At 74.0% G+C, this 24,477-nt stretch carries 24 protein-coding genes, 1 tRNA gene and 1 pseudogene; 11 read left to right on the forward strand and 15 right to left on the reverse strand.

The annotated features are described in order from the left end of the window. The first annotated feature begins 73 nt into the window (after nt 1-73). Complete coding sequence (locus tag IEY75_RS16900; RefSeq protein ID WP_189115336.1) at nt 74-880, forward strand: SURF1 family cytochrome oxidase biogenesis protein; 807 nt, start codon at nt 74-76, stop codon at nt 878-880. A gap of 103 nt (nt 881-983) precedes the next feature. On the opposite strand, the gene IEY75_RS16905 is transcribed toward IEY75_RS16900, so the two are convergent. The 4 genes from IEY75_RS16905 to IEY75_RS16920 all read right to left on the reverse strand — a co-directional run bounded on the left by IEY75_RS16905 (nt 984) and on the right by IEY75_RS16920 (nt 5,931). After that, nucleotides 984-2,378, reverse strand: coding sequence for a dipeptidase (locus IEY75_RS16905; protein WP_189115337.1), 1,395 nt, complete (start codon nt 2,376-2,378; stop codon nt 984-986). A gap of 53 nt (nt 2,379-2,431) precedes the next feature. Beyond that, nucleotides 2,432-3,961: a cobyric acid synthase gene (locus IEY75_RS16910; protein ID WP_189115338.1), complete on the reverse strand. Its 1,530-nt coding sequence runs from the start codon at nt 3,959-3,961 to the stop codon at nt 2,432-2,434. Then, entirely contained in the window at nt 3,958-5,061 is a 1,104-nt protein-coding gene (locus tag IEY75_RS16915) for a cobalamin biosynthesis protein (RefSeq protein WP_189115339.1), read from the reverse strand. The genes IEY75_RS16910 and IEY75_RS16915 overlap by 4 nt, the downstream gene beginning before the upstream one ends. Before the next feature lie 102 nt (nt 5,062-5,163). After that, on the reverse strand, nt 5,164-5,931 hold the full coding sequence (locus tag IEY75_RS16920) for a single-stranded DNA-binding protein (RefSeq protein ID WP_189115340.1): 768 nt from the start codon (nt 5,929-5,931) through the stop codon (nt 5,164-5,166). A 184-nt stretch (nt 5,932-6,115) separates the two neighbouring features. On the opposite strand from IEY75_RS16920, the pseudogene IEY75_RS16925 reads away from it, so the two are divergent. Next, nucleotides 6,116-7,054 (forward strand): annotated as a pseudogene (locus IEY75_RS16925) (alpha/beta hydrolase); the annotation flags it as partial. A 79-nt stretch (nt 7,055-7,133) separates the two neighbouring features. After that, a tRNA-Arg gene (locus tag IEY75_RS16930) sits at nt 7,134-7,206 on the forward strand. Between the two features lie 92 nt (nt 7,207-7,298). On the opposite strand, the gene IEY75_RS16935 is transcribed toward IEY75_RS16930, so the two are convergent. Both IEY75_RS16935 and IEY75_RS16940 read right to left on the reverse strand, forming a co-directional pair. Then, a complete protein-coding gene (locus tag IEY75_RS16935) occupies nt 7,299-8,186 on the reverse strand; it encodes an alpha/beta fold hydrolase (RefSeq protein WP_229789818.1) in 888 nt (295 codons plus the stop codon). A 214-nt stretch (nt 8,187-8,400) separates the two neighbouring features. Next, nucleotides 8,401-9,129, reverse strand: a complete 729-nt coding sequence (locus tag IEY75_RS16940) for a VOC family protein (RefSeq protein WP_189115343.1) — start codon at nt 9,127-9,129, stop codon at nt 8,401-8,403. 678 nt (nt 9,130-9,807) lie between these two features. Between IEY75_RS16940 and IEY75_RS16945 the strand changes: the two genes are divergently transcribed. Then, nucleotides 9,808-10,107: a helix-turn-helix domain-containing protein gene (locus tag IEY75_RS16945; RefSeq protein WP_189115344.1), complete on the forward strand. Its 300-nt coding sequence runs from the start codon at nt 9,808-9,810 to the stop codon at nt 10,105-10,107. A 27-nt stretch (nt 10,108-10,134) separates the two neighbouring features. Here the strand turns inward: IEY75_RS16945 and IEY75_RS16950 are convergent, their stop codons facing one another. Together IEY75_RS16950 and IEY75_RS16955 are read right to left on the reverse strand one after the other, a co-directional pair. Continuing rightward, nucleotides 10,135-10,617 carry a hypothetical protein gene (locus IEY75_RS16950; RefSeq protein ID WP_189115345.1) on the reverse strand — a complete coding sequence of 161 codons (483 nt, stop codon included), beginning with the start codon at nt 10,615-10,617 and terminating at the stop codon, nt 10,135-10,137. Nucleotides 10,618-10,640: 23 nt separating this feature from the next. Further along, nucleotides 10,641-10,988 (reverse strand): GntR family transcriptional regulator, encoded by a 348-nt coding sequence (locus tag IEY75_RS16955; RefSeq protein ID WP_189115346.1) that lies wholly within the window; start codon nt 10,986-10,988, stop codon nt 10,641-10,643. A gap of 206 nt (nt 10,989-11,194) precedes the next feature. Here IEY75_RS16955 and IEY75_RS16960 point away from each other — a divergent pair, with 206 nt between their 5' ends. Further along, nucleotides 11,195-12,853 (forward strand): glycoside hydrolase domain-containing protein, encoded by a 1,659-nt coding sequence (locus IEY75_RS16960; protein WP_189115347.1) that lies wholly within the window; start codon nt 11,195-11,197, stop codon nt 12,851-12,853. A 31-nt stretch (nt 12,854-12,884) separates the two neighbouring features. Here IEY75_RS16960 and IEY75_RS16965 read toward each other — a convergent pair whose 3' ends face one another. Together IEY75_RS16965 and IEY75_RS16970 are read right to left on the reverse strand one after the other, a co-directional pair. After that, nucleotides 12,885-14,045, reverse strand: a complete 1,161-nt coding sequence (locus tag IEY75_RS16965; RefSeq protein ID WP_189115348.1) for an alkaline phosphatase PhoX — start codon at nt 14,043-14,045, stop codon at nt 12,885-12,887. 277 nt (nt 14,046-14,322) lie between these two features. After that, nucleotides 14,323-14,538, reverse strand: a complete 216-nt coding sequence (locus IEY75_RS16970) for a hypothetical protein (protein WP_189115349.1) — start codon at nt 14,536-14,538, stop codon at nt 14,323-14,325. A gap of 225 nt (nt 14,539-14,763) precedes the next feature. Here IEY75_RS16970 and IEY75_RS16975 point away from each other — a divergent pair, with 225 nt between their 5' ends. After that, a complete protein-coding gene (locus IEY75_RS16975) occupies nt 14,764-15,315 on the forward strand; it encodes a peroxiredoxin (RefSeq protein ID WP_189115350.1) in 552 nt (183 codons plus the stop codon). 2 nt (nt 15,316-15,317) lie between these two features. Next, nucleotides 15,318-15,875, forward strand: coding sequence for an alkylhydroperoxidase, AhpD family (gene ahpD / locus IEY75_RS16980; protein ID WP_189115351.1), 558 nt, complete (start codon nt 15,318-15,320; stop codon nt 15,873-15,875). 51 nt (nt 15,876-15,926) lie between these two features. On the opposite strand, the gene IEY75_RS16985 is transcribed toward ahpD, so the two are convergent. Then, the gene (locus IEY75_RS16985; RefSeq protein WP_189115352.1) at nt 15,927-17,108 is read right to left on the reverse strand and encodes a glycosyltransferase family 4 protein; all 1,182 of its coding nucleotides are present in this window, start codon (nt 17,106-17,108) and stop codon (nt 15,927-15,929) included. Between the two features lie 178 nt (nt 17,109-17,286). Between IEY75_RS16985 and IEY75_RS16990 the strand changes: the two genes are divergently transcribed. Continuing rightward, nucleotides 17,287-19,302 carry an amylo-alpha-1,6-glucosidase gene (locus IEY75_RS16990; RefSeq protein WP_189115353.1) on the forward strand — a complete coding sequence of 672 codons (2,016 nt, stop codon included), beginning with the start codon at nt 17,287-17,289 and terminating at the stop codon, nt 19,300-19,302. 63 nt (nt 19,303-19,365) lie between these two features. Here the strand turns inward: IEY75_RS16990 and IEY75_RS16995 are convergent, their stop codons facing one another. Further along, nucleotides 19,366-19,587, reverse strand: coding sequence for a DUF6158 family protein (locus IEY75_RS16995; protein WP_189115354.1), 222 nt, complete (start codon nt 19,585-19,587; stop codon nt 19,366-19,368). Nucleotides 19,588-19,721: 134 nt separating this feature from the next. Between IEY75_RS16995 and IEY75_RS17000 the strand changes: the two genes are divergently transcribed. The 3 genes from IEY75_RS17000 (at nt 19,722) to IEY75_RS17010 (ending at nt 21,671) form a co-directional block, all read left to right on the forward strand. Next, a complete protein-coding gene (locus IEY75_RS17000; RefSeq protein ID WP_189115355.1) occupies nt 19,722-20,147 on the forward strand; it encodes a hypothetical protein in 426 nt (141 codons plus the stop codon). Continuing rightward, the gene (locus IEY75_RS17005; RefSeq protein WP_189115356.1) at nt 20,144-20,461 is read left to right on the forward strand and encodes a DUF3817 domain-containing protein; all 318 of its coding nucleotides are present in this window, start codon (nt 20,144-20,146) and stop codon (nt 20,459-20,461) included. Before IEY75_RS17000 ends, IEY75_RS17005 begins: the two co-directional genes overlap by 4 nt. A 232-nt stretch (nt 20,462-20,693) precedes the next feature. Then, complete coding sequence (locus IEY75_RS17010) at nt 20,694-21,671, forward strand: C40 family peptidase (protein WP_189115357.1); 978 nt, start codon at nt 20,694-20,696, stop codon at nt 21,669-21,671. A gap of 137 nt (nt 21,672-21,808) precedes the next feature. On the opposite strand, the gene IEY75_RS17015 is transcribed toward IEY75_RS17010, so the two are convergent. The 3 genes from IEY75_RS17015 to IEY75_RS17025 form a co-directional block, all read right to left on the reverse strand. Then, nucleotides 21,809-22,831: a sigma-70 family RNA polymerase sigma factor gene (locus IEY75_RS17015; RefSeq protein ID WP_189115382.1), complete on the reverse strand. Its 1,023-nt coding sequence runs from the start codon at nt 22,829-22,831 to the stop codon at nt 21,809-21,811. 431 nt (nt 22,832-23,262) lie between these two features. Beyond that, entirely contained in the window at nt 23,263-23,406 is a 144-nt protein-coding gene (locus tag IEY75_RS17020; RefSeq protein WP_189115358.1) for a GPGG-motif small membrane protein, read from the reverse strand. A gap of 41 nt (nt 23,407-23,447) precedes the next feature. Then, nucleotides 23,448-24,170 carry a SigB/SigF/SigG family RNA polymerase sigma factor gene (locus IEY75_RS17025; protein ID WP_229789819.1) on the reverse strand — a complete coding sequence of 241 codons (723 nt, stop codon included), beginning with the start codon at nt 24,168-24,170 and terminating at the stop codon, nt 23,448-23,450. Nucleotides 24,171-24,477 lie beyond the last annotated feature (307 nt).

Consider the following 24,477-nt stretch of genomic DNA (forward strand, 5'->3'; position numbering starts at 1 on the left):
ACCGCCCGGGGCCGACCGGGGTGGTGCGGATCACAGCGGGAGCCGCGGCGGGCGGGCAGGTTAGCCTCGGCGGGTGTACCGGTTCCTGCTGAGCCCGCGGTGGCTCGGATACGCCGCGCTGACCGTGCTCGCCTCGGCACTCATGGTGCTCGCCGGGGTGTGGCAGTACGAGCGCTACGCCCAGCGGACGGCCAGCAACGCCCGCGTCGCCGCCGCCGAGGCCACCGTCCCCGCCCCGGTGGCCGCCGTGCTGCCCGTTCCCGGCGCCGCGGCCGGCGCGGTCGGAGCGGCCCCGCCCGCGGCCCGGCAGTGGGCGCGCGTCACCGCCACCGGCCGCTACGACGCCGCCCACCAGGTCCTGGTGCGCGGCCGCAACCGGGACGGCGCCCGCGGCTTCGAGGTCCTGACCCCGCTGCGGCTCCCCGGCGGCGCCGGCCTGCTCGTGGACCGCGGCTGGATCGCCGCCGTCGGCGGCGACGCGCGCGCCCGCCCCGCGGTACCGCCGCCCCCGCCCGGCGAGGTGACCGTCGTCGGGCGGGTCGCGCCGCCGGAGTCCGGCGCGGGGCCGGTCGACCGGGTCGACGGGCGCCCCGAGGTGCGCCGGATCTCCCCGGCGCACCTGGCGCCGCTGCTGCCGTACCCCACCTTCGGGGCGTACCTGCTGCGCGACGCCGACTCCCCCGACCCGGGCGGCGACCCGCTGGCGGCGGTGGAGTCGCCGCGGCAGCGCACCTGGCAGAACGCCGGGTACGTGGTCCAGTGGTGGCTGTTCGCAGTGATGACCTGGGTGGGCTTCGTCTGGCTGGTCCGCCGGGAGGCCCACGCGCCGCCGCGCCCGGCGCCGCCGTCCCCGGCGCCCGCTCCGGCACCGGCCCGCTGACCGCGCTCGCGGGCCGGTGCCGGCCCGCTGGCACTCCCGGGCCGGCAGCCGGACCGGCCGGTAGCGGACCGCTGACGCTCGCGGGCCGTGCCGGCCCCCGGGGTCAGGTGCCGGGCGTCGCCGAGGACGCCGGCTGCGGCGCCGCCGCGGCGGCGGGGCGCAGCGCGTGCAGCAGGAGCGCCTCGGCCAGGCAGGCGCGGTGGAACTCCGCCAGGTGCAGGCTCTCGTTCGGGCCGTGCGCCGCCGACTGGGGGTCCTCGACGCCGGTGACCAGGATCGCCGCGTCGGGGAACATCTCCTGGAAGGTGGCGATGAACGGAATCGACCCGCCGACGCCGATGTCGACCGGGTCCACGCCGTCCCACGCCGACCGGAACGCCGCGCGCACCGCGTCGTAGACCGGACCGCGGGCGTCGATGACGCACGGCGCGCCGTCCTGCTCCAGGGTCACCGTCGGCCGCACCCCCCACGGCGCGTGCCGCTCCAGGTGCGCGCACAGCGCCGCGTACGCGGCCTTCGGGTCCTGCCCGGGCGCCAGCCGGAGGTTGATCTTCGCGCGCGCGGCGGGGACCAGCGCGTTGGGGGCGCCCTCGGTGGACGGGGCGTCGATGCCGAGCACCGCGACCGACGGCTTGGTCCACAGCCGGTCCACCAGCCGCCCGGTACCGATGAACTCCAGTCCGCCGACCACGCCGGCCTCGCGGCGCAGCCGCTCCCCGGGCAGGTCCAGCGGCGCCGCCGCGGTTGCCGTCAGGCCCTCGACAGCGACGTCGCCGGCCTCGTCGTGCAGGCTGGCGATCAGCCGCGACAGGACCGTCAGGGCGTCGGGGATCGGCCCGCCGAACATGCCCGAGTGGACCGCCGACTCCAGCACCCGGACCTCGACGAAGCAGTTCACGATCCCGCGCAGCGAGGTGGTCAGGGCGGGCACCCCGATGTCCCAGTTGCCCGAGTCCGCGATCACGATGACGTCCGCCGCGAGGGTCTCGCGGTGCGCGGCGAGCAGCGGCTCCAGGGATTCGGAACCGTACTCCTCCTCGCCCTCGACGAAGACCACCACGCCGACCGGCAGGTCGGGGCCGAGGGCCCGCAGGGCGGCCACGTGCACCATGATGCCGGCCTTGTCGTCGGCTGCGCCCCGCGCGTACAGCCGGCCGTTGCGCTCGGTCGGCGTGAACGGGTCGCTGTCCCACAGCGCGGTGTCGCCGGTGGGCTGCACGTCGTGGTGGGCGTAGAGCAGCACCGTCGGCGCGCCGGGCGGACCCGGGCGGCGGCCGATGACGGCGGGCTGGCCGCCCGCACGGACGATCTCCACCGCGAGGCCGCAGCCGCGCAGCAGGGCGGCCGTGGCCTCGGCGCTGCGGTCGAGTTCGTTGTGGTCGAAGCCCGGGAAGGCGATGCCGGGGATGCGGATCAGGCGCTCCAGGTCCGCCCGGACGCCGGGCAGCTCACGCGCGATCGCGGCGCGCACGTCGGTGTCGCTCGTCGGTGGGGTCATAGCCGTGATGGTAGGCCGCGGCGCCCCTGCCCGCGGCCCCGGCGGGCAGGCCGTCAATCGGGGGCTCCGGGCGGGACGAACGGCAGGCCCCGCGGCGGGCCGTCGGTGACGAGGCGCCACAGCGCCCCGGTGTCCAGGTGCTCCTCCACCAGGTCGGCCAGCAGGTCCAGGGTGGCCTCCCGGGCGGCGCCGAAACGCGTGTCGGGCGCCACCGCGAACCCGCCGCGGCCGGCGGCGCGGGCGGCCTCGGCCAGGAACCGCCGCCGGAACCCGTCGGACTCGAACGCGCCGTGCCAGTGGGTACCCACGACGTCGCCGGCCCGCGCGCCCTCGGCCGCCCCGTCGTCGCACCGGATGAACGGCGCCGCCGCACTGGCGCTGACCTGCCCGTGGTGGATCTCGTACCCCGTTACCGGCACCCCGTCGTACGCCGCGCCCGCCACCGGCCGCACCGTCTTGCGGGGCGCGAAGGTCACCTCCACCGGCAGCAGCCCGAGCCCCTCGACCGTCCCCCGGCCGCTCTCCACGTCGTCGTGGATCCGCCTGCCCAGCATCTGGAACCCGCCGCAGATGCCCAGCAGCGGCCGGCCGGCGCGGGCGTGCGCGACGACGGCGTCGGCGAGCCCCGTGCGGCGCAGCCACGCCAGATCGTCCACAGTCGCCTTGCTGCCCGGCAGCACGACGAGGTCGGCGTCGGCGACCTCGGCCGGCTCGGTGACCAGGCGGACCCGGACGCCCGGCTCGGCCGCGAGCGCCTCGACGTCGGTGGAGTTCGAGATCCGCGGCAGCCGTACCGCGGCGACGCGCAGCCACTGGCTGCCCACCGGCGGCCCGGGCCGCCCGACGACCGCGCCGTAGGCCAGCGAGTCCTCGCCGTCGAGCCAGAGGTCGGCGGCGTAGGGCAGGACGCCGAGCGTGGGCCGGCCGGTCCGCTCCCGCAGCAGGTCGAGGCCCGGCCGGAGCAGGTCGAGGTGCCCGCGGAACTTGTTGACGACGAACCCGGCCACCAGCGCCTGGTCCGCGGCCGACAGCAGCGCGAGGGTGCCGAAGAACGCGGCGAACACGCCGCCCCGGTCGATGTCGCCGACGACGACCGTAGGGAGCCCCGCGTGCCGGGCCAGCCCCATGTTGACGAAGTCGTCCGCGCGCAGGTTGACCTCGGCCGGGCTGCCGGCGCCCTCGCAGACCACGACGTCGAAGTCCCGCCGCAGCGCCTCGTACGTGTCGAAGACCGTGCCGGCCAGTCGCCGCTTCCAGACCCGGTAGTCGCGGCCGGCCGCGGTGCCCACCGCCTCGCCGAGGACGACGACCTGGCTCGTCATGTCGCCGCCGGGCTTGAGCAGCACCGGGTTGAACCGCACGTCCGGCGCCAGGCCGCAGGCCGCGGCCTGCATGGCCTGCGCGCGCCCGATCTCCCCGCCGCCGCGCGCCGTGACCGCGACCACCGAGTTGTTGGACATGTTCTGCGCCTTGAACGGCGCCACGGCCACGCCGCGGCGGCGCAGCCACCGGCAGATGCCGGCGGTGACGACGCTCTTGCCGGCATCGGAGGTCGTGCCCGCGACGAGCAGGCCGCCGCTCACCGCTGCCGCCCGGCCGCGACGGCCCGCCGCCGCGACGCGGGCACCTCCTCCGGTGGGGCCGCCCGGCCGCCGGTGCGGTCGGGCGGCCCGACACCGGCGGGACGCCCTCGGCGCCCCAGGATCCGGGCCAGCGCGCCGCCGGCCCCGACCGCGGCGACGGCGCACAGGACACCGGCCAGCCCGACCAGGCCGGAGAGCCGCGCGGCGCGGCGGGCCGCGTCGGCGCCGGGCGCGGGCCCGTCGCCCAGCAGCGGCCGGGTCTCGGTCCGCCCGGCGTACGCGTTGCGGCCGCCCAGGCGCACGCCCAGCGCGCCGGCCATGGCGGCCTCGCACTGGCCGGCGTTGGGGCTCGGGTGGTCGGCGCGGTCGCGGCGGAACACCCGCCACGCCTGCGCCCGGTCCGCGCCCGCCAGGGGCGCCACCGCCACGATCAGCAGGCCGGTCAGCCGGGACGCCGCGAGGTTGGCGAGGTCGTCGAGCCGGGCGGCCGGGGTGCCGAACCGGGCGTACCGGGGCGACCGGTGGCCGACCATCGCGTCGAGGGTGTTGACGGCGCGGTACCCCAGCAGGCCCGGCAGTCCGGCGACGGCCCCCCAGCACAGGGGCGCGACGACCGCGTCGGAGGTGTTCTCGGCGACCGACTCGACGGTGGCCCGGGCCAGGCCGGCCGCGTCCAGCGCCGCCGGATCCCGGCCGCACAGGTGTCCCAGCCGGGCGCGGGCGCGGTCCAGGTCCCCCGCGTCGAGGGCGTCGGCCATGACGGTGGCCTCCCGCCGCAGGGTCCGGCCGCCGAGGACGGCCCAGGTACCCGCCGCGACCGCGACCCCGCGCAGCACAGGCCGGCGCCGCGTCGCCCGCTGGACGGCGACGCCGACCAGCACGGGGGCCGCGACGGCGAGGCCCGCGAACACGGCGCCGGCGCCTCGGCCCGGCCGGTACGTGGCGCGCTCCAGGAACGCGGCGAACCGGCCGAACCCCGCGACCGGGTGCCCGCGTCGCGGATCGCCGTACGCCGCGTCCAGGGCGAAGCCGGCCACGAGCCCGCCGGCCTGCGCCACGAACGCGGCCCACGGCGAGGACGGCCGGTACTCCCTGGTCATGTCGCCTCCCTGCGCAGTTGTCGACGCCGGCACCCTGTCGCGGACGGGCGCCGCCTCGACGGCGCGCCGAATGTCACCGCAGCCTAGACCGCGGGGACGTCCCTAGATCGAAGCTGCCCAGGGACCGGCCACGGGCGTGACCCCCGGGGCGCTGGCCGGCCCGGCCGGCCCGTCGTCGTCCGGCTCGTCGTCCAGCGGGTCGGCGTCGGCCGGGTCGTGATCCCGCGGACCGTCGTGGACCTCCCGGCGACCGTCGGCGGCGAACCCCCCGCCGCGCAGCGCGCGGACGGCGTCGTCCGGGGACTCGTCCGGGACCGGGCCCTCCTCGGGCGCCCCGACCCCGCGCGCGTAGGAGCCACCGCCCCCGTACCGCCCGGGGTTGTACCCGTCCCCGCCGTCGGGGCCGACCCACCGCCCCCCGCCGGGCGGCGGCACCGCGAGGGCGGACTCCCCGCGGACCCGGCCGTCGTGCTCCGGCCCGGCGACCTCGCTCGTACCGGGCACCGGCCGGTTGCGGGTGAACGCGCTACGCCCGCGGGCCAGGTCGTGGCCGACCGACACCGCCTCCAGTTCGTACGTCGTCCGGTTCACGCCGTCGGCGTCGGTCCAGTCGCGCGTGTACAGCCGGCCCACCACGACGACCGGGTCCCCCACCATCACCGAGGCGGCCACGCCCTCGGCCAGCCTGCGCCAGCAGTTGACGCGCACGCGCAGACTGTCGCCGTCGACCCAGGCGCCGGTCTCCCGGTCGAAGCGGCGGGAGGTGGAGGCCACCTTGAAGTTGGCCACGAGGGCCTGGGTGCGCTGGGTCCGCCGCCAGGTCGGCGCCACCAGGACGTTCCCGGTGATGGTCAGGTAGGTGTCGAACACGTGGGCCTCCTCCGCTGGGAGCGCCCACCTTCGCCCCGGTGCCGCGCCGACCGCCACCGCCGCGGCGACTCGCCTGTGGATACCGGTCCGGCTGTGGATATCAGGGCGTCCCACATGGAGACCTGATACGGAGGGGGCCGCCGAAGCGGGAGCCGGCGGGGCAATTCGGTCGTACGATCCGGGAATGGAGATGGACCTGCTCGGCCCGCCGTACGAGAAGACCACCATCACGCTGCCCCCCGACGACGAGGGCCCCGTCGTCGCCACCCTCGTCCGCCGCCGGGCCGCCCGGCCCACCACCCGCGCCGTCCTCTACGTCCACGGCTTCGTCGACTACTTCTTCCAGACCCACCTCGCCGACTACTACGCCGACCGCGGCTGGGACTTCTACGCCCTGGACCTGCGCAAGTACGGCCGCAGCCTGCTCCCCCACCAGACCCCGAACTTCTGCCGCAGCCTCACCGAGTACCGCCCCGAACTCGATGCCGCCGCCCGCCTCATCCGCGACGACGACGGCCACGACCGGCTCCTGCTCCTCGGCCACTCCACCGGCGGCCTCATCGGCGCGCTGTGGGCCCACGCCCGGCGCGCCGAGCGGATCGTCGACGGACTCGTCCTGAACAGCCCGTTCTTCGACTTCCAGGCGCCGTGGCTGCTGCGCCGGCCGGTGCTGGGCGCGCTCGCGGGCGTGGGGCGGGCCCGGCCCGGCCAGGTGTTCCTGCCGGGCCTGACCCCGCACTACGGCGAGAGCATCCACGCCTCGCGGCGCGGCACCTGGGCGTACGACCTCGCCTGGAAGCCGCTGCGCGGCTTCCCGATCCGCGCCGGCTGGCTCGGCGCGATCCGGGCCGGCCAGCGGCGGCTGCGCGCCGGGCTGGCGATCGACGTGCCGGTCCTGCTGACCATGTCGGACCGCAGCTACCTGGGCTCGCGCTGGCACGACGACGTCACCAGCAGCGACGCCGTGCTCAACGTCGCGCACATGGCCCGCTGGGCGCCGCAGCTCGGCCGGCACGTGACCCTCGTGCGGATCGCCGGCGGGCTGCACGACCTGACGCTGTCCGCGCCGCCGGTGCAGGCCGAGGTGTTCGCGGAGTGGGGGCGCTGGCTGGGCGCCTACCTGGAGGCGTGACGGGCGCCCGGACGGCGGCGTGCCGGGCGCGGCGCGAAAGGGTAACCTGCTCACGGCCACGCGGCCGCAGGCGCCCGTAGCTCAGCGGATAGAGCAGCTGCCTTCTAAGCAGTTGGTCGCAGGTTCGAATCCTGCCGGGCGCGCCTGGCGAGAATGCGATCGACAACAGCCGTCTGTCCGCAGAATGCGCCCCCCACGCACTCGCATAACGCGGGACACATTGTCCAGATCTAGATCACCGTGACGAATCGCGCGCGATTTCGAGAATTCGCTGTATTGCGCCAATCACAAGCTTGGGCTGCTCTGTTTGGATGTAGTGACCCGAGTCGACGAACCGCAGCTCGCCGCGCGGAAATTGCGCCGTGAATTCCCGCAGGGCCTTCTTCCTCGCGGCCACGACGTCGGCTGCCGGCCAACCCGGCGGCACAGCACCCCCTCTGGTCGAGGCCAGGACGCAGACTGGGATAGTCACGGCCTTGGGCACGAGTACCTCCGCCTGCCGAAGCGTGTCGAAGAAGTCGACACGCTCGGGGTTCCGTTCTTCCTGCGCCATCGCCGAAATCCGCTCCCGCTCCGGGATCAGACGGTATGTCTCGACATCAGCCGGCAGGGAGGGGTCAACCAGCACGAGCCCCGTCACCGCAGCGGGGTAGGTGCCGGCGTACATGGCCGCCAGCAGGCCCCCGAACGAGTGGCCGACCAGCACACGAGGCGCCGGCGTGGCGGTCACCGTCATGATCTTGTGCAACTCGCGGACACTGTCCCTGCCCGTGTGCCTCGTCGGGACGCGATCACTCGTGCCCGTGTTCACCCGGTCGTAGGCGCAGGTGCGGACGAGCGGAAAGGCGGGGGCCACCCCGGTCTCGAACCACGTACCCAGATTGTCGCCCAACCCGTTCTCGAACACGATCGCGGGTGAGCCGCCGCCCCTGCAGTTGACGTTGAGCATGTGTCCGCCCGCATCGACCCGCGAGACGACCCAACCGGTGGTGGCCTGGAGCGATGCGACATCTGTCCCACTCCCGGCGGCCCGCTCCGAAGGGCTGGATTGACATCCGACCAGGATCCCCAGCAACGCCACACACCAGACCGTTGTCAAGTGGCGACGCCCGATCACGATCATCGACACAGCCGATCCTCCCTGTGGGTCGCCCACGTTGGCAGACGCTTCAGTCTCTCGAACGACTCACGATCTCGCCGGTCCCCGGCAGGGAATCGCACTCTATTCCCGGCACGCAAACGCCGCTGGGCGTGGCACGGCCTGCCGAAAACGCAGTCGTAGCGCGACGCTGCGTTCCGACAACGGCCGGATAAGCGAGCATCTGCCCCGCGCCCGGTCAGGAACCCGCGCCGGTCTGGCGGCCGGGCAGTACACAGAACTCGTTGCCGTCCGGATCGGCCAGCACGACGGCGCCGTCCGCGCCGACCTCGACCCTGGTGGCCCCGGCGGAGACCAGCCGTTCGACCTCCGCCCGGTGGTCGCCGCCGACAGGCGGGGCGAGTACGAAGCGCTGCCGGTTCCTGCCGTGCCTCGGGGCCACCGGCGGGCCTCCCCACGCGATCTTCGTACCGCCGTGCGGCGACTGGATCGCCGTCTCTTCGTCCTGGTCCCACACCAGCGGCCAGTCCAGCGCCGCGCTCCAGAAGAGGCCGACCGCCCGGCTGCCGTCGCAGGCGACCTCGCCGAGGAGGCCGCACCCCGCGAGGAAGGCGTTGCCGAACTCGATCACGCAGAACTCGTTGCCTTCGGGGTCGGCCAGGACCGCGTGCCCCTCCTCGGGCCGCTGCCCCACGTCCAGGTGCCCGGCCCCGAGCCGCAGCGCGGTCGCCACCGTGCGCTCCTGGTCGGGTGGCTCGGCGCTGGTCAGGTGCAGGTGTACGCGGTTGGGGCCCACCCCCTGCGCTCCGCCCGGAACGAACCGGAGGCCCGGCCGGGTGTCCCCGCCAGGCAGGAGCACACCACCGGCGTCCTCGACGACCTCCCGGCCGAGCAGGCCGGCCCAGAACCGCGCGAGGTGCCGCGGTCGGGTCGCGTCGAAGCAGACCGCGAACAGTCGACACGTCATCGCAGACACCCCCGGTCAGTAACTCACCGCCCGCCGTGAGCCTGTCCGCCCCCGGCCGGGCGAGGGTACGGGAGCGTCGGCAGTACCCACAGCCGATTATCCGCCGCCGTCGGTCGGACCGTCGGCGAGCCGCCGGGCCTGGGGCACAGACACCCCCGCCGGGCCGCGACCGCCGCGCCGCGCCGCGCCGCGCCGCGCCGCGCCGAGAAAATCTGTGTGCTGACCGGTAGACATCCTGGTTGTGTCCAGATATTCTTTCCCACATCCCAGAAGCAGTTCCGCGAAGACGCAGACGGAGTGCCCGCGCCTGACGGGCCAGCGGGCCGGGTCCTTGGGGCCCGCCCGCACCAGCACCACATGCCTTCCCAGGCACCGCGGCCAGAGCGGTAAGGGCCGTCGCCGGAGGGCAGTAGCACCGAAGTCACAGGAAACAGAGGGAAAGGGAGGGCCACACCGTTGGATCGCCCGCCCCCGGCCGCACGCGAAGGGTCAGGCGCGGACGCCGCAGTTTCCATCGTACGAAAGGTGGTTCTCCGGTCACGTTTTACGCGGTCCCCGCATGCGAGGCACTCTCGCCCGGTGCGGACTTGACAAGCCGACACTGTCGGTGAAGGTGTTTTGACCCGTCAGCCCTGGGCCCCGGTGCTTCCGCGCCGGGGCCCCCGTTCTGGAGGTGGCATGGGCCGATCCGACGACATGATGGACGACGAGAACCATCCCGCCTACACGATGGGGCGCGCCGCCGAGATCGTCGGCTGTACCCAGGATTTCCTGCGCCGGCTCGGCGCGGCGGGACTGATCGATCCGCACCGCTCCGCGGGCGGCCACCGGCGCTACTCCCGCGGCCAGCTACGCCTGGCCGCGCGCGCCCAGCAGATGTGCGCGCAGGGCACCGATCTGGCGGCCGCCTGCCGCATCATCGCCCTCGAAGACCAGCTCGCCGAGGCGCAGCGGCGCCCGTCGCGCCCACACTCCTGACCCGGCGCGGCGCCCGGCACAGCCCGCTCAGGTCGCCGTGGCCTCGCGGAGCGCGGCGACGGCGGCGGGGGCGTCCGGCACGGTGACGGTCACGGTCCGGCCGGTGCGCAGCGTCAGCCGCAGCGTCGGCCCCGACCGGACGGTGCAGCAGGTGCGGCGCGGGGTCCACCAGAACCCGTAGGCGACGCGCCACAGCGGCAGGTCGATCACCTCGGCGTGCGCGATCTGGTCGAGGCGGTAGGTGCAGCGCGGCCAGCCGAACAGTCCGAAGCGGACCGAGACGCCGTTGGGACCGGCCGTCGTGCGGACGCTGCCGGCGGTCACCGCCTCGGCGAGCACCCCGACGACGACCAGCAGCAGCGGGACCGCCGCCGCGCGTCCGTCCGCGGGTTTCCCCATGATCAGCAGCGGTACGGCCAGCACGGCGCTCAACGCCACCACGGGCCAGTTGGTCGCCCGCCCGGTGTAGATCGCGTACCGGCCCGGTCCGGCCCACGCGGATGCGGTCATCGGAGACACCGTCCTTTCGGTGGTCACGTCAACGCCTCGATGAGGCGGATCAGGTCACTGCGTCCGAGCCCGTGCTGGCGGGCGAGGGTCACCAGCAGCCGGGCCGCCTCGGTGACCGGGGCGGGTTCCGGGGCGGCGGCCGCCACCCGCGCCCCCCGGCCGCGGCGAAACTCCAATACGCCCTCGTCGCGTAGCTGCCGGTAGGCGGCCAGCACGGTGTTGCGGTCGACCGACAGGGCCGCGGCGAGCTCGACCGCCGGCGGAAGCTGTTCGCCGACGCGCAGCTCACCGGAGGCCACGCCCTGCCGCACGCACCTGATGATCTGGCGCTGGAGCGACTCCCGGGCCGAATGATCAATTACCCACCTCATAGTACTAGCACTATAGGCACCATTTGGCAGTCCGGTCAACCTGCGGGAAGGACGTCCACCCAGGTCGTGCTCAGGTCAGGCTGCTGTCGCAATGGCGACAGAGGGCTGGCAGGGACGGCGCGGGCTGGCAGCATCGACCGCTACCGCCCGGCACCGGGACCACCGGCCGTGCGTCGTACCGCAGTCGCTGACGAGGGAGCCCCGCCATGCCGCACCACCCCGTCCGGGTCAGCCGCCGGGCACTGCTCGTCGCGGCCGGCGCGGGCGCCGGAGTCCTGCTCGCCGGCCGGGCGCACGCCGCCGGCCCGCCGCCGACCGGCGGCGCAGCGGCCCCGCCGCCGTTCGACGACATGGTCCTGCGGGCGCAGCGGTGGCTGAACGCGACCTACGCGGGGCGGGTGAACTGGAAGCCCGTGCCGGAGGACGGCCGCACCGGCCAACCGACCGTGGAGGCTCTGGTCCGCGCCCTGCAGTACGAGGTCGGTCTCGATCCGACCCAGGTCAACGGAAACTTCGGGCCGACGACATTCCGGCTGGTGACCGAGAGGATCGGAATGCTGGCGGCCGGCAAGCCGGCCAACGTCATCAAGATCGCCCAGTGTGGGCTGTACTGCAAGGGCTACCCCGGCGAGGGAGTCAGCGGTGCGTGGGGGTCCGAGACCGGGCGGTCGGTCGGGGCGCTGCGCCGGGACATGGGCCTGGCCGAGCCGCGCAGCACGCTCGCGCCGACGGAGTTCCGCGCCCTGCTCACGATGGACGCCTACCAGTTGCTGGCGGGGGGAGCCGCCGCCGTCCGCGCGGTGCAGCAGTGGCTCAACCGGCGGTACGCCGCGCAGCCGTGGTACCGCATCGTGGCCTGCGACGGCTACGCGTACCGCCCGTCGCTGGCCATGCTCGTCTCCGCCGTCCAGCGGGAACTGGGCATCGCCGAGCCCACCGGCGCGGTCAACGCGGCGACCCGGGCGGCGCTGCACCAGCGGCCGCCGATCGCGGTCGGCCAGGCCGACGGCGGCGCCGCGGGCTTCGTCCAGCTCTTTCTCGCCTCGCTGATCTTCAGCCGGTACGACGTGCCGTTCGGCGCCACGTTCACCGCGGCGGCCGCCGCGCAGGCGCGCGCGTTCCAGGAGTTCGCCGCGCTGCCTGCCAGCGGCACCGGGGACGCCTACACCTGGGCGTCGCTGCTGAGCGCCAACGGCGACCCGGGCCGGCCCGCCCACGCCGCCGACTGCAGCACCCGGGTGACCCCGGCGCGGGCGGCGGCCCTGCGCGCCGCGGGCGTCGGCGTCGTGGGCCGGTACCTGACCAACGCGACCGAGGCATTCAACAAGAAGATCCAGCCCGGCGAGCTGGCCGACCTGTTCGCCGCCGGCCTGCGCGTGTTCCCCATCTACCAGACCAGCGCGGACAGCGCGCCCTACTTCACCGCCGCGCGCGGCCGCGCCGACGGCGCCGCGGCGGTCGCCGCGGCGCGCGGGTACGGGTTCCGCAGCGACACGGTCATCTACTTCGCCGTGGACTTCGACGTGTTCGACCACCAGATCACCGACGGGGTCGTCCCCTACTTCACCGCGGTCCGGGCGGCGGTCGACGCCGCGGGCGCGCCGTACCGCGTCGGCGTCTACGGCGTGCGCCACGCGTGCAGCCGACTGGCGGCGGCGGGCCTCACGGTGAGCAGCTTCGTCGCCGACACGGCCTACGGCTACACCGGCAACATCGGCTACCCGCTGCCGGCGAACTGGGCGTTCGACCAGTTCGCCAACGACGTGACGGTCGGCACGGGCGACGGCGCGATCGACATCGACAGGAACGCCGCCTCCGGCCGCGACCCGGGCCAGGCCGCCGTGGACCCGCCCGCCGCCGGCTAGCGCGGCAGGCGGGCGCCGTCGTGGAGCCCGGTCAGAGGGAGGTGCGGAACGGGCCGGAGACCTCGTAGGTGATGCCGCCGCTGGCCGACCCGGTCGTCCCGCGCTGCGACGAGAAGTACATCCGCGTCCCCGCCGGGTTGAAGGCCACGCCGCACAGCTCCGAGGAGTTCTGCCCGTTCACCCGCAGGAACGTCGCCACGACGTCGCCCGGCGTGATGAGGCAGATCTCCATGTCGCCGCCGTCCTCGCACACGTACAGGTCGCCGACGTGGGCGTCCCCGGTCACGTTGTCGACGCCGGTGAGCATGGCGCCGGGCACGTTGTCGTCGTACACGGTGTGCAGGGTGTGGGCCGCCGCGTCGTACGCCCAGACCTTGTTGTCGCCCTTGGTGGTGAAGAAGCACCGGTCGTTGCGGTAGTAGGCGCCCTCGCCGCCGTTGAAGACCTTCATGCCGGTGACCTGGTACCGGGTCGCGGTCGGCGAGCCGTCCGGGTCGGGGACGTTGGCCCAGGACAGCACGCCGCCGACCTGGCGCAGGACCTGGAGCGTGCCGGTGGCCAGGGCCGTGGCCCCGCCCCAGCCGGTCGGGACGTACCGGTAGAAGCCGCCGTCGGGCTTGTCCTCGGTCAGGTAGACGACCTGGCGGACCGGGTCGCAGGCGGCCGCCTCGTGGTTGAACCGCCCCATCTGGGCCCGCTGGACCTTGGCGTTGACCCCCCACGGGTCCGTCTCGTAGACGTGCCCGTTGTCGACCTCCTCGCAGGTCAGCCAGGTGTTCCAGGGGGTCGTGCCGCCGGCACAGTTGCGGGCCATGCCCGCGCCGATGGCGTAGGCGGCGGTGATCACGGCGCCGCTGCTGAACTTCAGGGCGCTGACCTTGCCGTTGGGGCTGTTGTTCTCCGCGTTGGAGACGTAGATCCAGCCGGCGCCGTCGGCGAAGCAGGCGCCGCCGTCGGGGGCGCTGTGCCAGGTGTAGCCGGTGCCGGCGACGGTCTGGCCGGAGCGGGCGACGACGCGGGAGGTGAAGCCGGCCGGCAGCCGGATGCCGTTGGCGTCGGCGGCGCCGACCGGCCCGTACGGGCTGGTCCCCGGGACGGCGGGGTAGGCGAGGGCGCGGGCGGGGAGGCTGAAGCCGAGGGTGGCGGCGCCACCGCCGAGAACGGCGGCGCGCAGCAGGTGACGGCGGTCCATGGGGCTCCGATCAGGCGTGGGTACCCGGATGCGAGCCTGGCGACTCGCAGTAACAGCAGAACCGCCCAGAGTGACAACTGTGCGTTCCACCGGCGAACCGTCCGCGAAACCTGCCCGCCTGTTCGGGACTCCGGCGTTCATCCCGTCGTCAGATCGATACCACTCGCATTCTTCTGTGTCGATACCTTGCCCGCGGCCCCGGTGGCCCGGCCGCCGCCGCCCTCCCGGTGCTGGCCTGCCGGAATGCGGCGCGCCGGCACCGGGAGGAGCGCGGGCGTCACTGCGAGGGCTTCGGAAGTACGCACTTCACCGCCGGGTTGGCGCCCACGTAGTTCAGCGGGCCGGCGACGATCGTCAGGGCGGTCGCGCCGAGCCGGTCGCAGGAGGCGTTGCTGCGCGACAGGTAGCCCCGCTGCCAGGCGGCGAGCAGCCCGATCAGAAGCCAGATCACCAGGAAGACGCTGATCGTGGCGTGGGAACGGCGGTACCGCATGGCTGCCTCCTGGATGCGGGGCGGACGGGGGATGCGACCGGCCGGCCGCGTGATCGCGGCCGGCCGGTGACGCTGCTGCGACTCCGGTACCCGGACGGGCCGGCGGCCAATCCCGACCGGTGACCGCTTTCACACCACGCCGCGCGGGTGCTCGCCGCGCGGCCGAAGTACGGTCACACTCGGACGTTCGTCCCCCCACCCTGTGTTGTGTCAAGGAGAAACCGCGTGCTTACCGTCGGCGACCACTTCCCCGAGTACGACCTGACCGCCTGCGTCTCGCTCGACGCCGACCAGGCGTTCGCCCAGATCGACAACAAGAAGTACGAGGGCAAGTGGCGGGTCGTCTTCTTCTGGCCGAAGGACTTCACCTTCATCTGCCCGACCGAGATCGCCGAGTTCGGCCGGCTGAACGAGGAGTTCGCCGACCGCGACGCGCAGGTCCTGGGCGTGTCCACCGACAACGAGTTCGTCCACCACGCGTGGCGCAAGGCGCACCCCGACCTGCGCGACCTGCCGTACCCGATGCTCTCGGACCTCAAGCGCGAGCTGAGCGAGGCGTGCGGCATCCTCGGCGAGGACGGCGTCGCCCAGCGCGCCACCTTCGTCGTGGACCCGAACAACGAGATCCAGTTCGCCATGGTCACCGCCGGCTCCGTGGGCCGCAACGTCGCCGAGGTGCTCCGGGTGCTCGACGCCCTGCAGACCGACGAGCTGTGCCCGTGCAACTGGAGCAAGGGCGGCGACACGCTCGACGCCGCGGCGCTGCTGGCCGGCTGAGCATGAGCGGCGACGGCGCGGGAATCGCGGGGATCAGGGCGGCGCTGCCGGCGTACGCCAAGGACATCAAGCTGAATCTCGGCGCCGTCCTCGACGCGACGACGCTGACCCCCACCCAGGCGTGGGGGTCGGCGCTCGCCTGCGCGGTGGCGGCCCGCAACGCGGCCCTGCTGCGCGCGGTCGCCGAGACGGCCGCCGCCCACGTCCCGCCGCCGGTACTGACGGCCGCCAAGGCGGCCGCCGCGGTGATGGCGATGAACAACATCTACTACCGCGCCACGCACCTGGTCGGCGACGCCGCCTACCAGGCGATCCCGGCCCGGCTGCGGATGCAGGCCATCGCCACGGCGCCGCGCGAGGCGGGGGTGGACAAGGCGGACTTCGAGCTGTGGTGCCTGGCGGTCTCCGCCGTCACCGGGTGCGGCACGTGCGTGGAGTCGCACGAGCGCACCGTCCGGGGCGCCGGGATGTCGCGCGAGCAGGTGCACGAGGCGCTGCGCATCGCGGCGGTCGTGCACGCGGCGGCCGTCGTCCTCGACGCCGAGGCCGCCCTGGCCTGAACCCGGCGCGGCGCGCGCCGGGTTCCACAGCCGGGCCGCTTCCCGTGCGGCTCAGGCCGGGCTCGTCGGACGCGCGGGACGCGATGCGGGAGACGGCCCGGTGACGGCGAGCACCGCCGGGTCGAACAGCGGCGCGCCCAGCGCGGCCCGCGGGTCCAGCGGCGCCAGCGGGTCGATCGGCGCCACCCGGCGCCGCGCCCAGCGGTACACGTGCTCGTACCCGCGCGCCATCTGGGCCGGCGAGAACCGCTCCCGCACGTGCGCCACGCACGCCTGCGGGTCGATCTCGCCGATCCGGCCCAGCGCCTGCGCGAGCGCGCCGGGGTCGTCGCGGACGAAGCCGGTGACGCCGTCCACCACCACCTCGGGCACGGCGCCGCGGCGCAGCGCGACGACGGGGGTGCCGGCGGCCATCGCCTCGATCAGCACCATCCCGAACGGCTCCTCCCAACGCAGGGGCAGGATCAGGGCGCGCGCCCGGGCGGTCAGGTCGGCGGTGACCTTGCGCTCCGCGTTGACGACCAGCTCGACGCCGTCGTGCAGCATCGGCCGGACGACCTCCGCCAGGTACCGCTGCTCGCCGGGCTCCTGGCACTTGCCGGCCAGCACGAGCGGCACCCCGGCCGCGCGGCACGCCTCGATGGCCAGCTCGGGAGCCTTGTCGGCGCAGAACCGCGCCAACCACAGAGCCGGCCCGTCGCCCGGCGCGCTCCGGCTGGTTCCCGGTACCGGGATGCCGTGGTGGACGACCGCCGACCAGGGCAGGTGCGGGGCCAGCCGGCGCTGGGCGTAGGAGATGGCGACCAGGGCGACCCGCCGGTCGAGGCGGGACAGGTAGGAGGCGAGCTGCCCGCGGGGCAGGTTGTGCACCGTGACGACGGTGGGCGCCCGGCGCAGGGCCGCGGTGAGCGGGCCGACGTTGGTGTGGTCGTGGACGACGTCGAAGCGGCCCCGGTCCAGCATCTCGTTGATCCGGGCGACGTGGTCCAGCTCCGGCAGCGCCCAGTTCATGTGGTCGTACTGGATCGGCCCGGTGCTGACGAAGCGCGCCTTCGTCGTCGACCGCTCGCCGGCCCCGAACAGCGTGACGTCGTGACCCCGGTCCACCAGGGCGTCGACCAGGTACGCCAGTACCTGCTCCAACCCGCCGTACCCGGCCGGCGGCACCTCGCACCAGGGCGGGGCGACCATCGCAATGCGCATCGGGCGGTCGTCGGCTTCGTCGGTCTCCATCGTGGGCACCTCCTGTTGCCGCAACCGTCCCCCCGGATGCGGCTGGCAAACCTCAAACTACGACGAATCTGGCGGCGCTCCGGGCCAGTTCCCCGAAAAGGGCACTTGGCCGGAATGGAACCCACCCGGCAAGGTATGAAGTAGTACGGACCGCCCCCCGGCCGCCCAGGAGGACCCCGTGCCCGACCAGACGATCAGCATCCTGCAAGGCAGCGCCTTCGTCGTCTGCGACCGGCGCGGGGACTTCCGCGCCAGCCGCGACGACGCGGTGGGGCTGTTCTACCGCGACGTCCGGCACCTGTCCCGCTGGGAACTGCGCCTCAACGGCCGCCAGCTCGACGTGCTCTCGGCCAAGACGATCGAGTACGACGAGGCCGCGTTCTTCCTCGTCGAGCCCACCGGCACGATCTACAAGAACCCGTCGCTGTCGGTGATCCGGCGGCGCGAGGTCGCCCGCGGGATGCGGGAGGAGCTGGAGCTGCAGAACCACGGCATCGAGCCCCTCCAGCTCGAACTGACGTTCCTGTTCGACGCCGACTTCGCCGACATCTTCGAGGTCAAGGACGGCCTCAACAAGAAGGGGACGCCCTACCGGTCCCAGCGGCAGGACACCCTGACCCTCGGCTACCGGCGGGACGGCTACTGCCGCGAGACCCACCTGCGGGCCCCGGGGGCGTACTTCACCGACGAGTCGCTGACCTTCCGCCTGACCCTGGAGCCGCGCGACGTCTGGCAGGGCGAGATCGAGGTGGCGGTGGCGCTGGCCGCCGACCAGCCGCTGGGCAAGCGCGCCCACTCCCCCGACATGCCGGCCTCGCTGCCGCAGTGGTTCGCGGCCGCGCCGCGGATCGAGACCGACTGGCACGACCTGAAGTCCACGTACCGGCGCAGCATCATCGACCTGGCCGCGCTGCGCTTCTACCCGTACCCGGACTCCTCGGCGTCGCTGCCGGCCGCCGGCCTGCCGTGGTTCATGGCGGTCTTCGGCCGGGACAGCCTCATCACCAGCTACCAGGCGCTGCCGTTCGTCCCCGAACTGGCCCGCACCACGCTGCGGGCGCTGGCCGCGCAGCAGGCGACCGCCGTGGACGACATGCGCGACGCCGAACCCGGCAAGATCCTGCACGAGCTGCGGCTCGGCGAGATGGCCCACTTCGGCGAGCGGCCGCAGTCGCCGTACTACGGGGCCGCGGACTCCACACCGCTGTTCCTCATCGTCCTCGACGAGTACGAACGGTGGACCGGGGACGCGGAGACCATCCGCGAGCTGGAGCCGCACGCGCGGGCCGCGGTGACGTGGATGCAGCGGTACGGGGATCTCGACGGCGACGGGTTCGTCGAGTACGAGACCCGCAACCCCGGCATCGGCCTGGAGAACCAGTGCTGGAAGGACTCGTGGAACTCGATCGTCCACCCCGACGCCACGGTCGCCCGCACGCCGATCGCCACGTGCGAGATCCAGGGGTACTGCTACGACGCGCTGCGGCGCACGGCCCGGCTGGCCCGCTCGTTCTGGGGCGACCCGGCGTACGCCGACGCGCTGGACGCCGACGCCGAGAAGCTGCAGCGGCGGTTCGACCAGCAGTTCTGGCTGCCCGACCAGGGCTTCTACGCGGTGGCGCTGGACGGCGACAAGAACCCGGTCGCCACGCTCACCTCGAACATCGGCCACCTGCTGTGGAGCGGGATCGTGCCGGACGACCGGGTGGGCTCGCTCGTCACCCACCTGTGCGGGGAGCAGCTCTTCAGCGGGTGGGGCGTGCGCACGCTGGCCGACGGGCAGCGGCCGTACAACCCGATCGAGTACCACAACGGCACGATCTGGCCGCACGACACGGCGCTGATCGCCGCGGGCCTGTACCGCTACGGCCGGCGCCAGGAGGCCAACCGGCTCTCCGTCGCCCTGCTGGAGGCGGCCAAGCACGTCGGGTTCCGGCTGCCGGAGGCCTTCGCGGGCTACCCGCGCCGCGCCACGGACGTGCCGGTGGTCTACCCGACGGCGTGCTCGCCCCAGGCGTGGGCGACCGGCGCGCCGCTGCTGCTGCTGCGGATCCTGCTGGGTCTGGAGCCGACCGAGGAGGACGGCCTGCAGGTGGACCCGTACCTGCCGGACCGGATCGGGCACCTGGCGCTGCGCGGGATCCCGGGCCGCTGGGGCCACGCCGACGCGGTGGGCCAGCACCCGACCCGCTGACCCGCGCCCGCCCCGCGCGCGCCGGGTGCGGGGTGCCGGGTGTCGGGTCCCGGGTGTCGCCGGTCAGTGCGCGCGCAGGCGGTGCGGGTCGATCTCGCGGGACGGGTGCCGGGCCAGGTACTCCGACTCCAGGTCGGCGGTCCGGCGCAGGTGGTTGGTCAGGGCGTGGCGGGCGCCGTGCCGCAGGGTGTCCAGCCGGGTGCGGTGCAGGCTGCGCAGCTCGCGGAGCAGGTCGTCCTCGCTCAGCATCGTCGGGTCGACCCCCAGCTCCAGCAACTCGACCATCGCGCCCACCTCCGCGTCGTCGGCACCCGCGCGCGGGCGGCCCCGGTTCCCCTCCGCCTTCCCGCGGGGCGGTCCGCCGAAACCCGCGGGCGGCCCCGCGGGGGTGCGGGCGGGGCCGGGGTACCCTCGGGGCCATGCGGCGGCTGCTCACACCCGCGTGGCTGGCCCGGCACGGGCTGGCCGCGGTCCTGGTGCCGGCCTTTCTCGGCCTGGGCTGGTGGCAGTTCCAGCGGGCGTCCTCCGGCAACGCGCTGAGCTGGGCCTACACCGTCCAGTGGCCGATCTTCGCCGGCTTCGTCGGGTTCATCTGGTGGCGCGAGGTGCGGCTCGCCCTGCGGCCCGGCGCCCCCGCACCCGCGCCCGCGCGGCGGACCGACGGCATCCGCCCGCCGGTCCTCCTCCCGCGGGGTGCGGCGGCCGCCGGCCGCGCCGGGGCGCGCGGGGACGCGCCCGACGCGGCGCTGACGGCGTACAACGACTACCTGGCCTGGCTGGCCGCCCACCCGGGCGCGCGGCCGGGCGACTACCCCGGCCCGGCCGGGAGAGGAGAGACACCGTGACCGGAGCGCTGCTGAGGTACCGGGCGGTGGCCTGGGTCGTGGGCGTCGTGCTGATCGTGCTGGTGGTGGTCGGGATGCCGCTGAAGTACCTCGCCGACGACCCCGCGATCGTGGAGACGATCGGGCCGGCGCACGGCTTCCTGTACATGCTGTACCTGGTGGCCGCCTTCGACCTGGCCCGCCGGGCGAAGTGGAGCATGAAGCGGATGGTGCTCGTGATGCTCGCGGGGACTGTCCCGTTTGTCTCGTTCTGGGCAGAACGCGTCGTTACCGGCTGGGTCAGCACCGCCGTACCGGAACTCGCCCGCTCCTGATTTCCTTCACCCGTAAGGGCTGTACTCGCTACGGAGCGTCCACGTTGGGGCAGATTTGCCGGATCGGGCCACCCTCCTCGTACGTCCAGGCCCTGTGCGCGCGGCGGTCCGCGGGCTAGTTTTGCCCGCACTGGCCGCGGTCGTCAGTCGCCGGGGTGCCGGCGGCGCCGCGTCCCGTCCGGCCCTCCCGTGGTACCGGCCGGTCGCACAGCCCGAGAAGGATTCTTCCCCCGTGGCCCACGTGCACCCCCGCCGCCCGTCCCGGCGCGTCCTGACCGCCGCCCTCGCCGCCGGCCTCGCGCTGGCCGGTGCCGGCGCGGCACCCGCGGCCGCCGCGCCGACGAAAGCGGAGCTCCGCGAGAAGATCGCCAAGCAGTCCGCCACCCTCAAGCAGGTGAGCGAGGACTACAACGAGGCGCGCGAGCAGCTCACGGCGAACGAGAACAAGATCAAGGAAATCCGCACCCGGATGCCCGCACTGGAGAAGCAGGTCACCGGCGCCAAGGCCGACTTCGCCAAGGTGGCGGCGTCCACGTACAAGATCAGCAATCTGCACGAGGCGAGCGCCGTCCTCAGCCAGCCCGGCCCGGACAACATGATGCGCCGGCTGGGCGCCATCGACCAGCTCACCCAGCGCCGCCAGGCGAAGGTGAACGACCTCACGACCGCCACCCACAGCTACGCCGCCGACCAGCAGCGGCTGGCCACCGAGGTGGCCCGCCAGGAGATCCAGGTCCGGGACCTCGGCAAGCGCAAGGCGGCCATCAAGGCCGACCTGGACACGTTCTACACCCTGCGCCGCGAGGTCTACGGCACCAAGGACTCCGGCGGCGGCGGCTTCACCGGCACCGTCCCGAAGGTCTCCGGCCAGGCCGGCGCCGTGGTGCGGTTCGCGTACCAGGCGATCGGCAAGCCGTACCGATTCGGCGCCGACGGCCCCGACGGGTACGACTGCTCGGGTCTGACCGCGGCGGCCTGGCGCAAGGCCGGCAAGAGCCTGCCGCACAACGCCCGGATGCAGTGGAACAACGTGGCCCGCCTCCAGCGGGGCGGGATCGCGGCGGGTGACCTGGTGTTCTACACCGACCTGAGCCACGTCGGCATCTACGTCGGCGGCGGCAAGGTCATCCACGCGCCGACCTTCGGCGAGAAGGTGAAGATCTCCCCGATCGGCATGATGAGCATCTACGGCTACGGCCGCCCCCGCTGACCGCGCGCCGGCCGGCCTGACACCGGCGCCCGGACCCGACATGCAGCAGAGCGGCGCCGCCCCGAACCGGGGTGGCGCCGCTCTGGTCGTCGCGTCCGGCTGCCCGTCGAACCGGCGGGCAGCCGGAGCGCGTCGGTCTAGGCGGCCTGGAGGCCCTCGGCGCGGGCCAGCTCGCGGAGCCGCCCCAGTGCCTGGATCTCCAACTGGCGGATGCGCTCGCGGGACAGCGAGAACCGCGAGGCGACCTCGGTCAGCGAGTGCTCGCGGCCGTCCTCCAGCCCGTACCGGGCCCGCATGATGCCCGCCGACCGGTCGTCGAGCTGGTGCAGGAGCTGGTCGACCCGCTGGCGCTCCAGAGCCGAGAGCACCAGCTCCTCCGGCGACGGGGCGTCGGAGTCGGCGACCAGGTCGCCGAGCTTGGTGTCGCCGTCGTCGCCGATCGGGGTGTCCAGCGACACGGTGTCCTGGGACCAGCGCATCAGCTCCCGTACCCGCTCGACCGAGACGCCGAGCGCCGCCGCCACCTGCTCCGGCTCGGGGTCGTTGCCCAGCTCCCGGGTCAGTTGCCGGGTGACGCCGCGCATCCGGTTGACGTCCTCGACGAGGTGGACGGGCAGCCGGACGGTGCGCTCCTGCTGGGCGATGGCCCGGCTGATGGCCTGCCGGATCCACCAGGTGGCGTACGTGGAGAACTTGAAGCCGCGCTCGTAGTCGAACTTCTCCACGGCCCGGACCAGGCCGGTGTTGCCCTCCTGGATGAGGTCGAGCATCGGCATCCCGCTGCGCACGTACCGGCGGGCGATCGACACGACCAGGCGCAGGTTGGCGCGGATGAACAGGTCCTTGGCCCGCTCCCCGGCGGCGACGAGCGCGTCCAGTTCGTCCTCGGTGGCGCCGCGCCGGCTGCGCCCGCGTTCCAGGAGGTGGTCGGCGTACAGGCCGGCCTCGATGGCCTTGGCCAGCTCGACCTCCTGGACGGCGTCGAGCAGCGGGGTGCGCGAGATCTCGTGCAGGTACACGCCGACCAGGTCCCGCTCCTCGGCGACCTCGTCGGTCCGCAGGGTGGTCTCTGGCCGCGCCGTGGTGGTCGTCTTCTCTGGAGTCTCCACGATCCCCTCGCTGGTGTTCGTGATTGTCCGCGGTGCCTGCGGGGTGTGCATACCCATGTCGTCCTCCCCCGGTCGCCACTCGGCGCGCGCCCTCGGCCTAATCAACGGTCGACCTCGCTCCGTGATTCCGCCTGCTGGATCTCGACCGTGCCACGGGTGCCTGAACGGTCGCTGTGAGTCGGATGGTCAATCGCTGTGACGACCGGACAGAATTGGGCATTCCACCACCCTGGACGGCTGTTTGCCCGATTTGTATCCCCGTTGGTGATCGGCACGACACCTCCTTCGGGCGTGGCTATGCGACACATGTCACGTGCGGTGGTACGAGGACTCATGCCGAACGGTTCACCCTTCGTGGTGTCGTACCCCCGTCGCGCCGGCAGGGAAACGCGGCCGGCCCCCCGCCCCGGTCGGCCGACAACGCGCAGAAACCGCCGGTGGGCGCTAGCCCGCCGGCGGTTCCCGTCCGCCCGCCACCCGCGTCAGGTGAACAAGCTCACACCACCCGGTCCGACGAGCAGACCCAGGATGATCAGCACGATGCCCCACAGGAGCTGGCTGCGCAGCAGCGCGACCACGCCGGACACGACAAGAATGACGGCGAGCAACCAAAGAAGTACGTCCATGGGCGCTCAGGTTCCCGGGGTGTGCGATCGGCAAACCTCGATCACCGGTCGAGCTGGCCCCGCAGTCTGGTCAACGCCCGGGCCAGCAGTCGGGACACGTGCATCTGCGAGACGCCGATCCGCGCGGCGATCTGCGACTGGGTGAGGCGGCCGTAGAAGCGCAGCACCAGGATCCGCTGCTCCCGGCGGTCCAGGCTGGCCAGCGCCGGCCCGAGCGCGAGCCGCAGCTCCGTGACCTCGAACTCCCCGTCCTCGCCGCCGAGCAGCTCGCCGATCTCGGTGGCCCGGCCCCCGTCGCTGGCCGGCGCCGACAGCGAGACGGCGTGGTACGCCCGCGCGGCCTCCAGGCCCTCCAGCACCTCCTCCTCGCCGACGCGCAGGTGGCGGGCGAGGTCGCCGACGGTCGGCGAGCGCCCGAGCTGCTGCTGGAGGACGGCCGTGGCCGACGAGATCGACGCGCGCAGCTCCTGGAGGCGCCGCGGGACCCGGATGTCCCAGGTCCGGTCGCGGAAGTGCCGCTTGATCTCGCCGACGACGGTCGGGATGGCGTACCCGGCGAACTCCACGCCGCGCCCGGGGTCGAACCTGTCGACCGCCTTGATCAGCCCGATCGTCGCGGTCTGCACGAGGTCGTCGACCGGCTCCCCGCGGCCGGCGAACCGGTGCGCGAGGCGCGCGGCCAGCGGCAGCCACGCCTCGATGATCTCGCCGCGGATGGCGGCCCGGGAGGGGTGCCGCGGCGGCAGCCGGGCCAGGATCGCCAACTGGGCGCAGGCGCGCGCCTGGCTCTCGTCGAGGGTGTGGCGGGCGCGGCGGTGGGCGACGGTCACGGCGATCCTCCCCGTTGGCGGGTGATCCTCCAGCGTCGGCCACCGGAGTCGCCGACCCCTTCACCCTAGCCACGCGCGGGAGCGGCGACCGGCGAAAGGCGGATCCGCCGGGGCCGGCCGGTACCCAGGCGTCCCAGCCGCCGCTCCTGCCTGACGGGCACCGACCGGGCAGACCGGTCCGGATCGATGAATCAGCCCACATTTGCCGCTTGGCGGACGCCGTGTGCGACGTCGCCGCACC

The sequence above is a fragment of the Pilimelia terevasa genome (assembly GCF_014647915.1).
GTDB classification, from domain to species: Bacteria; Actinomycetota; Actinomycetes; order Mycobacteriales; family Micromonosporaceae; genus Pilimelia; species Pilimelia terevasa.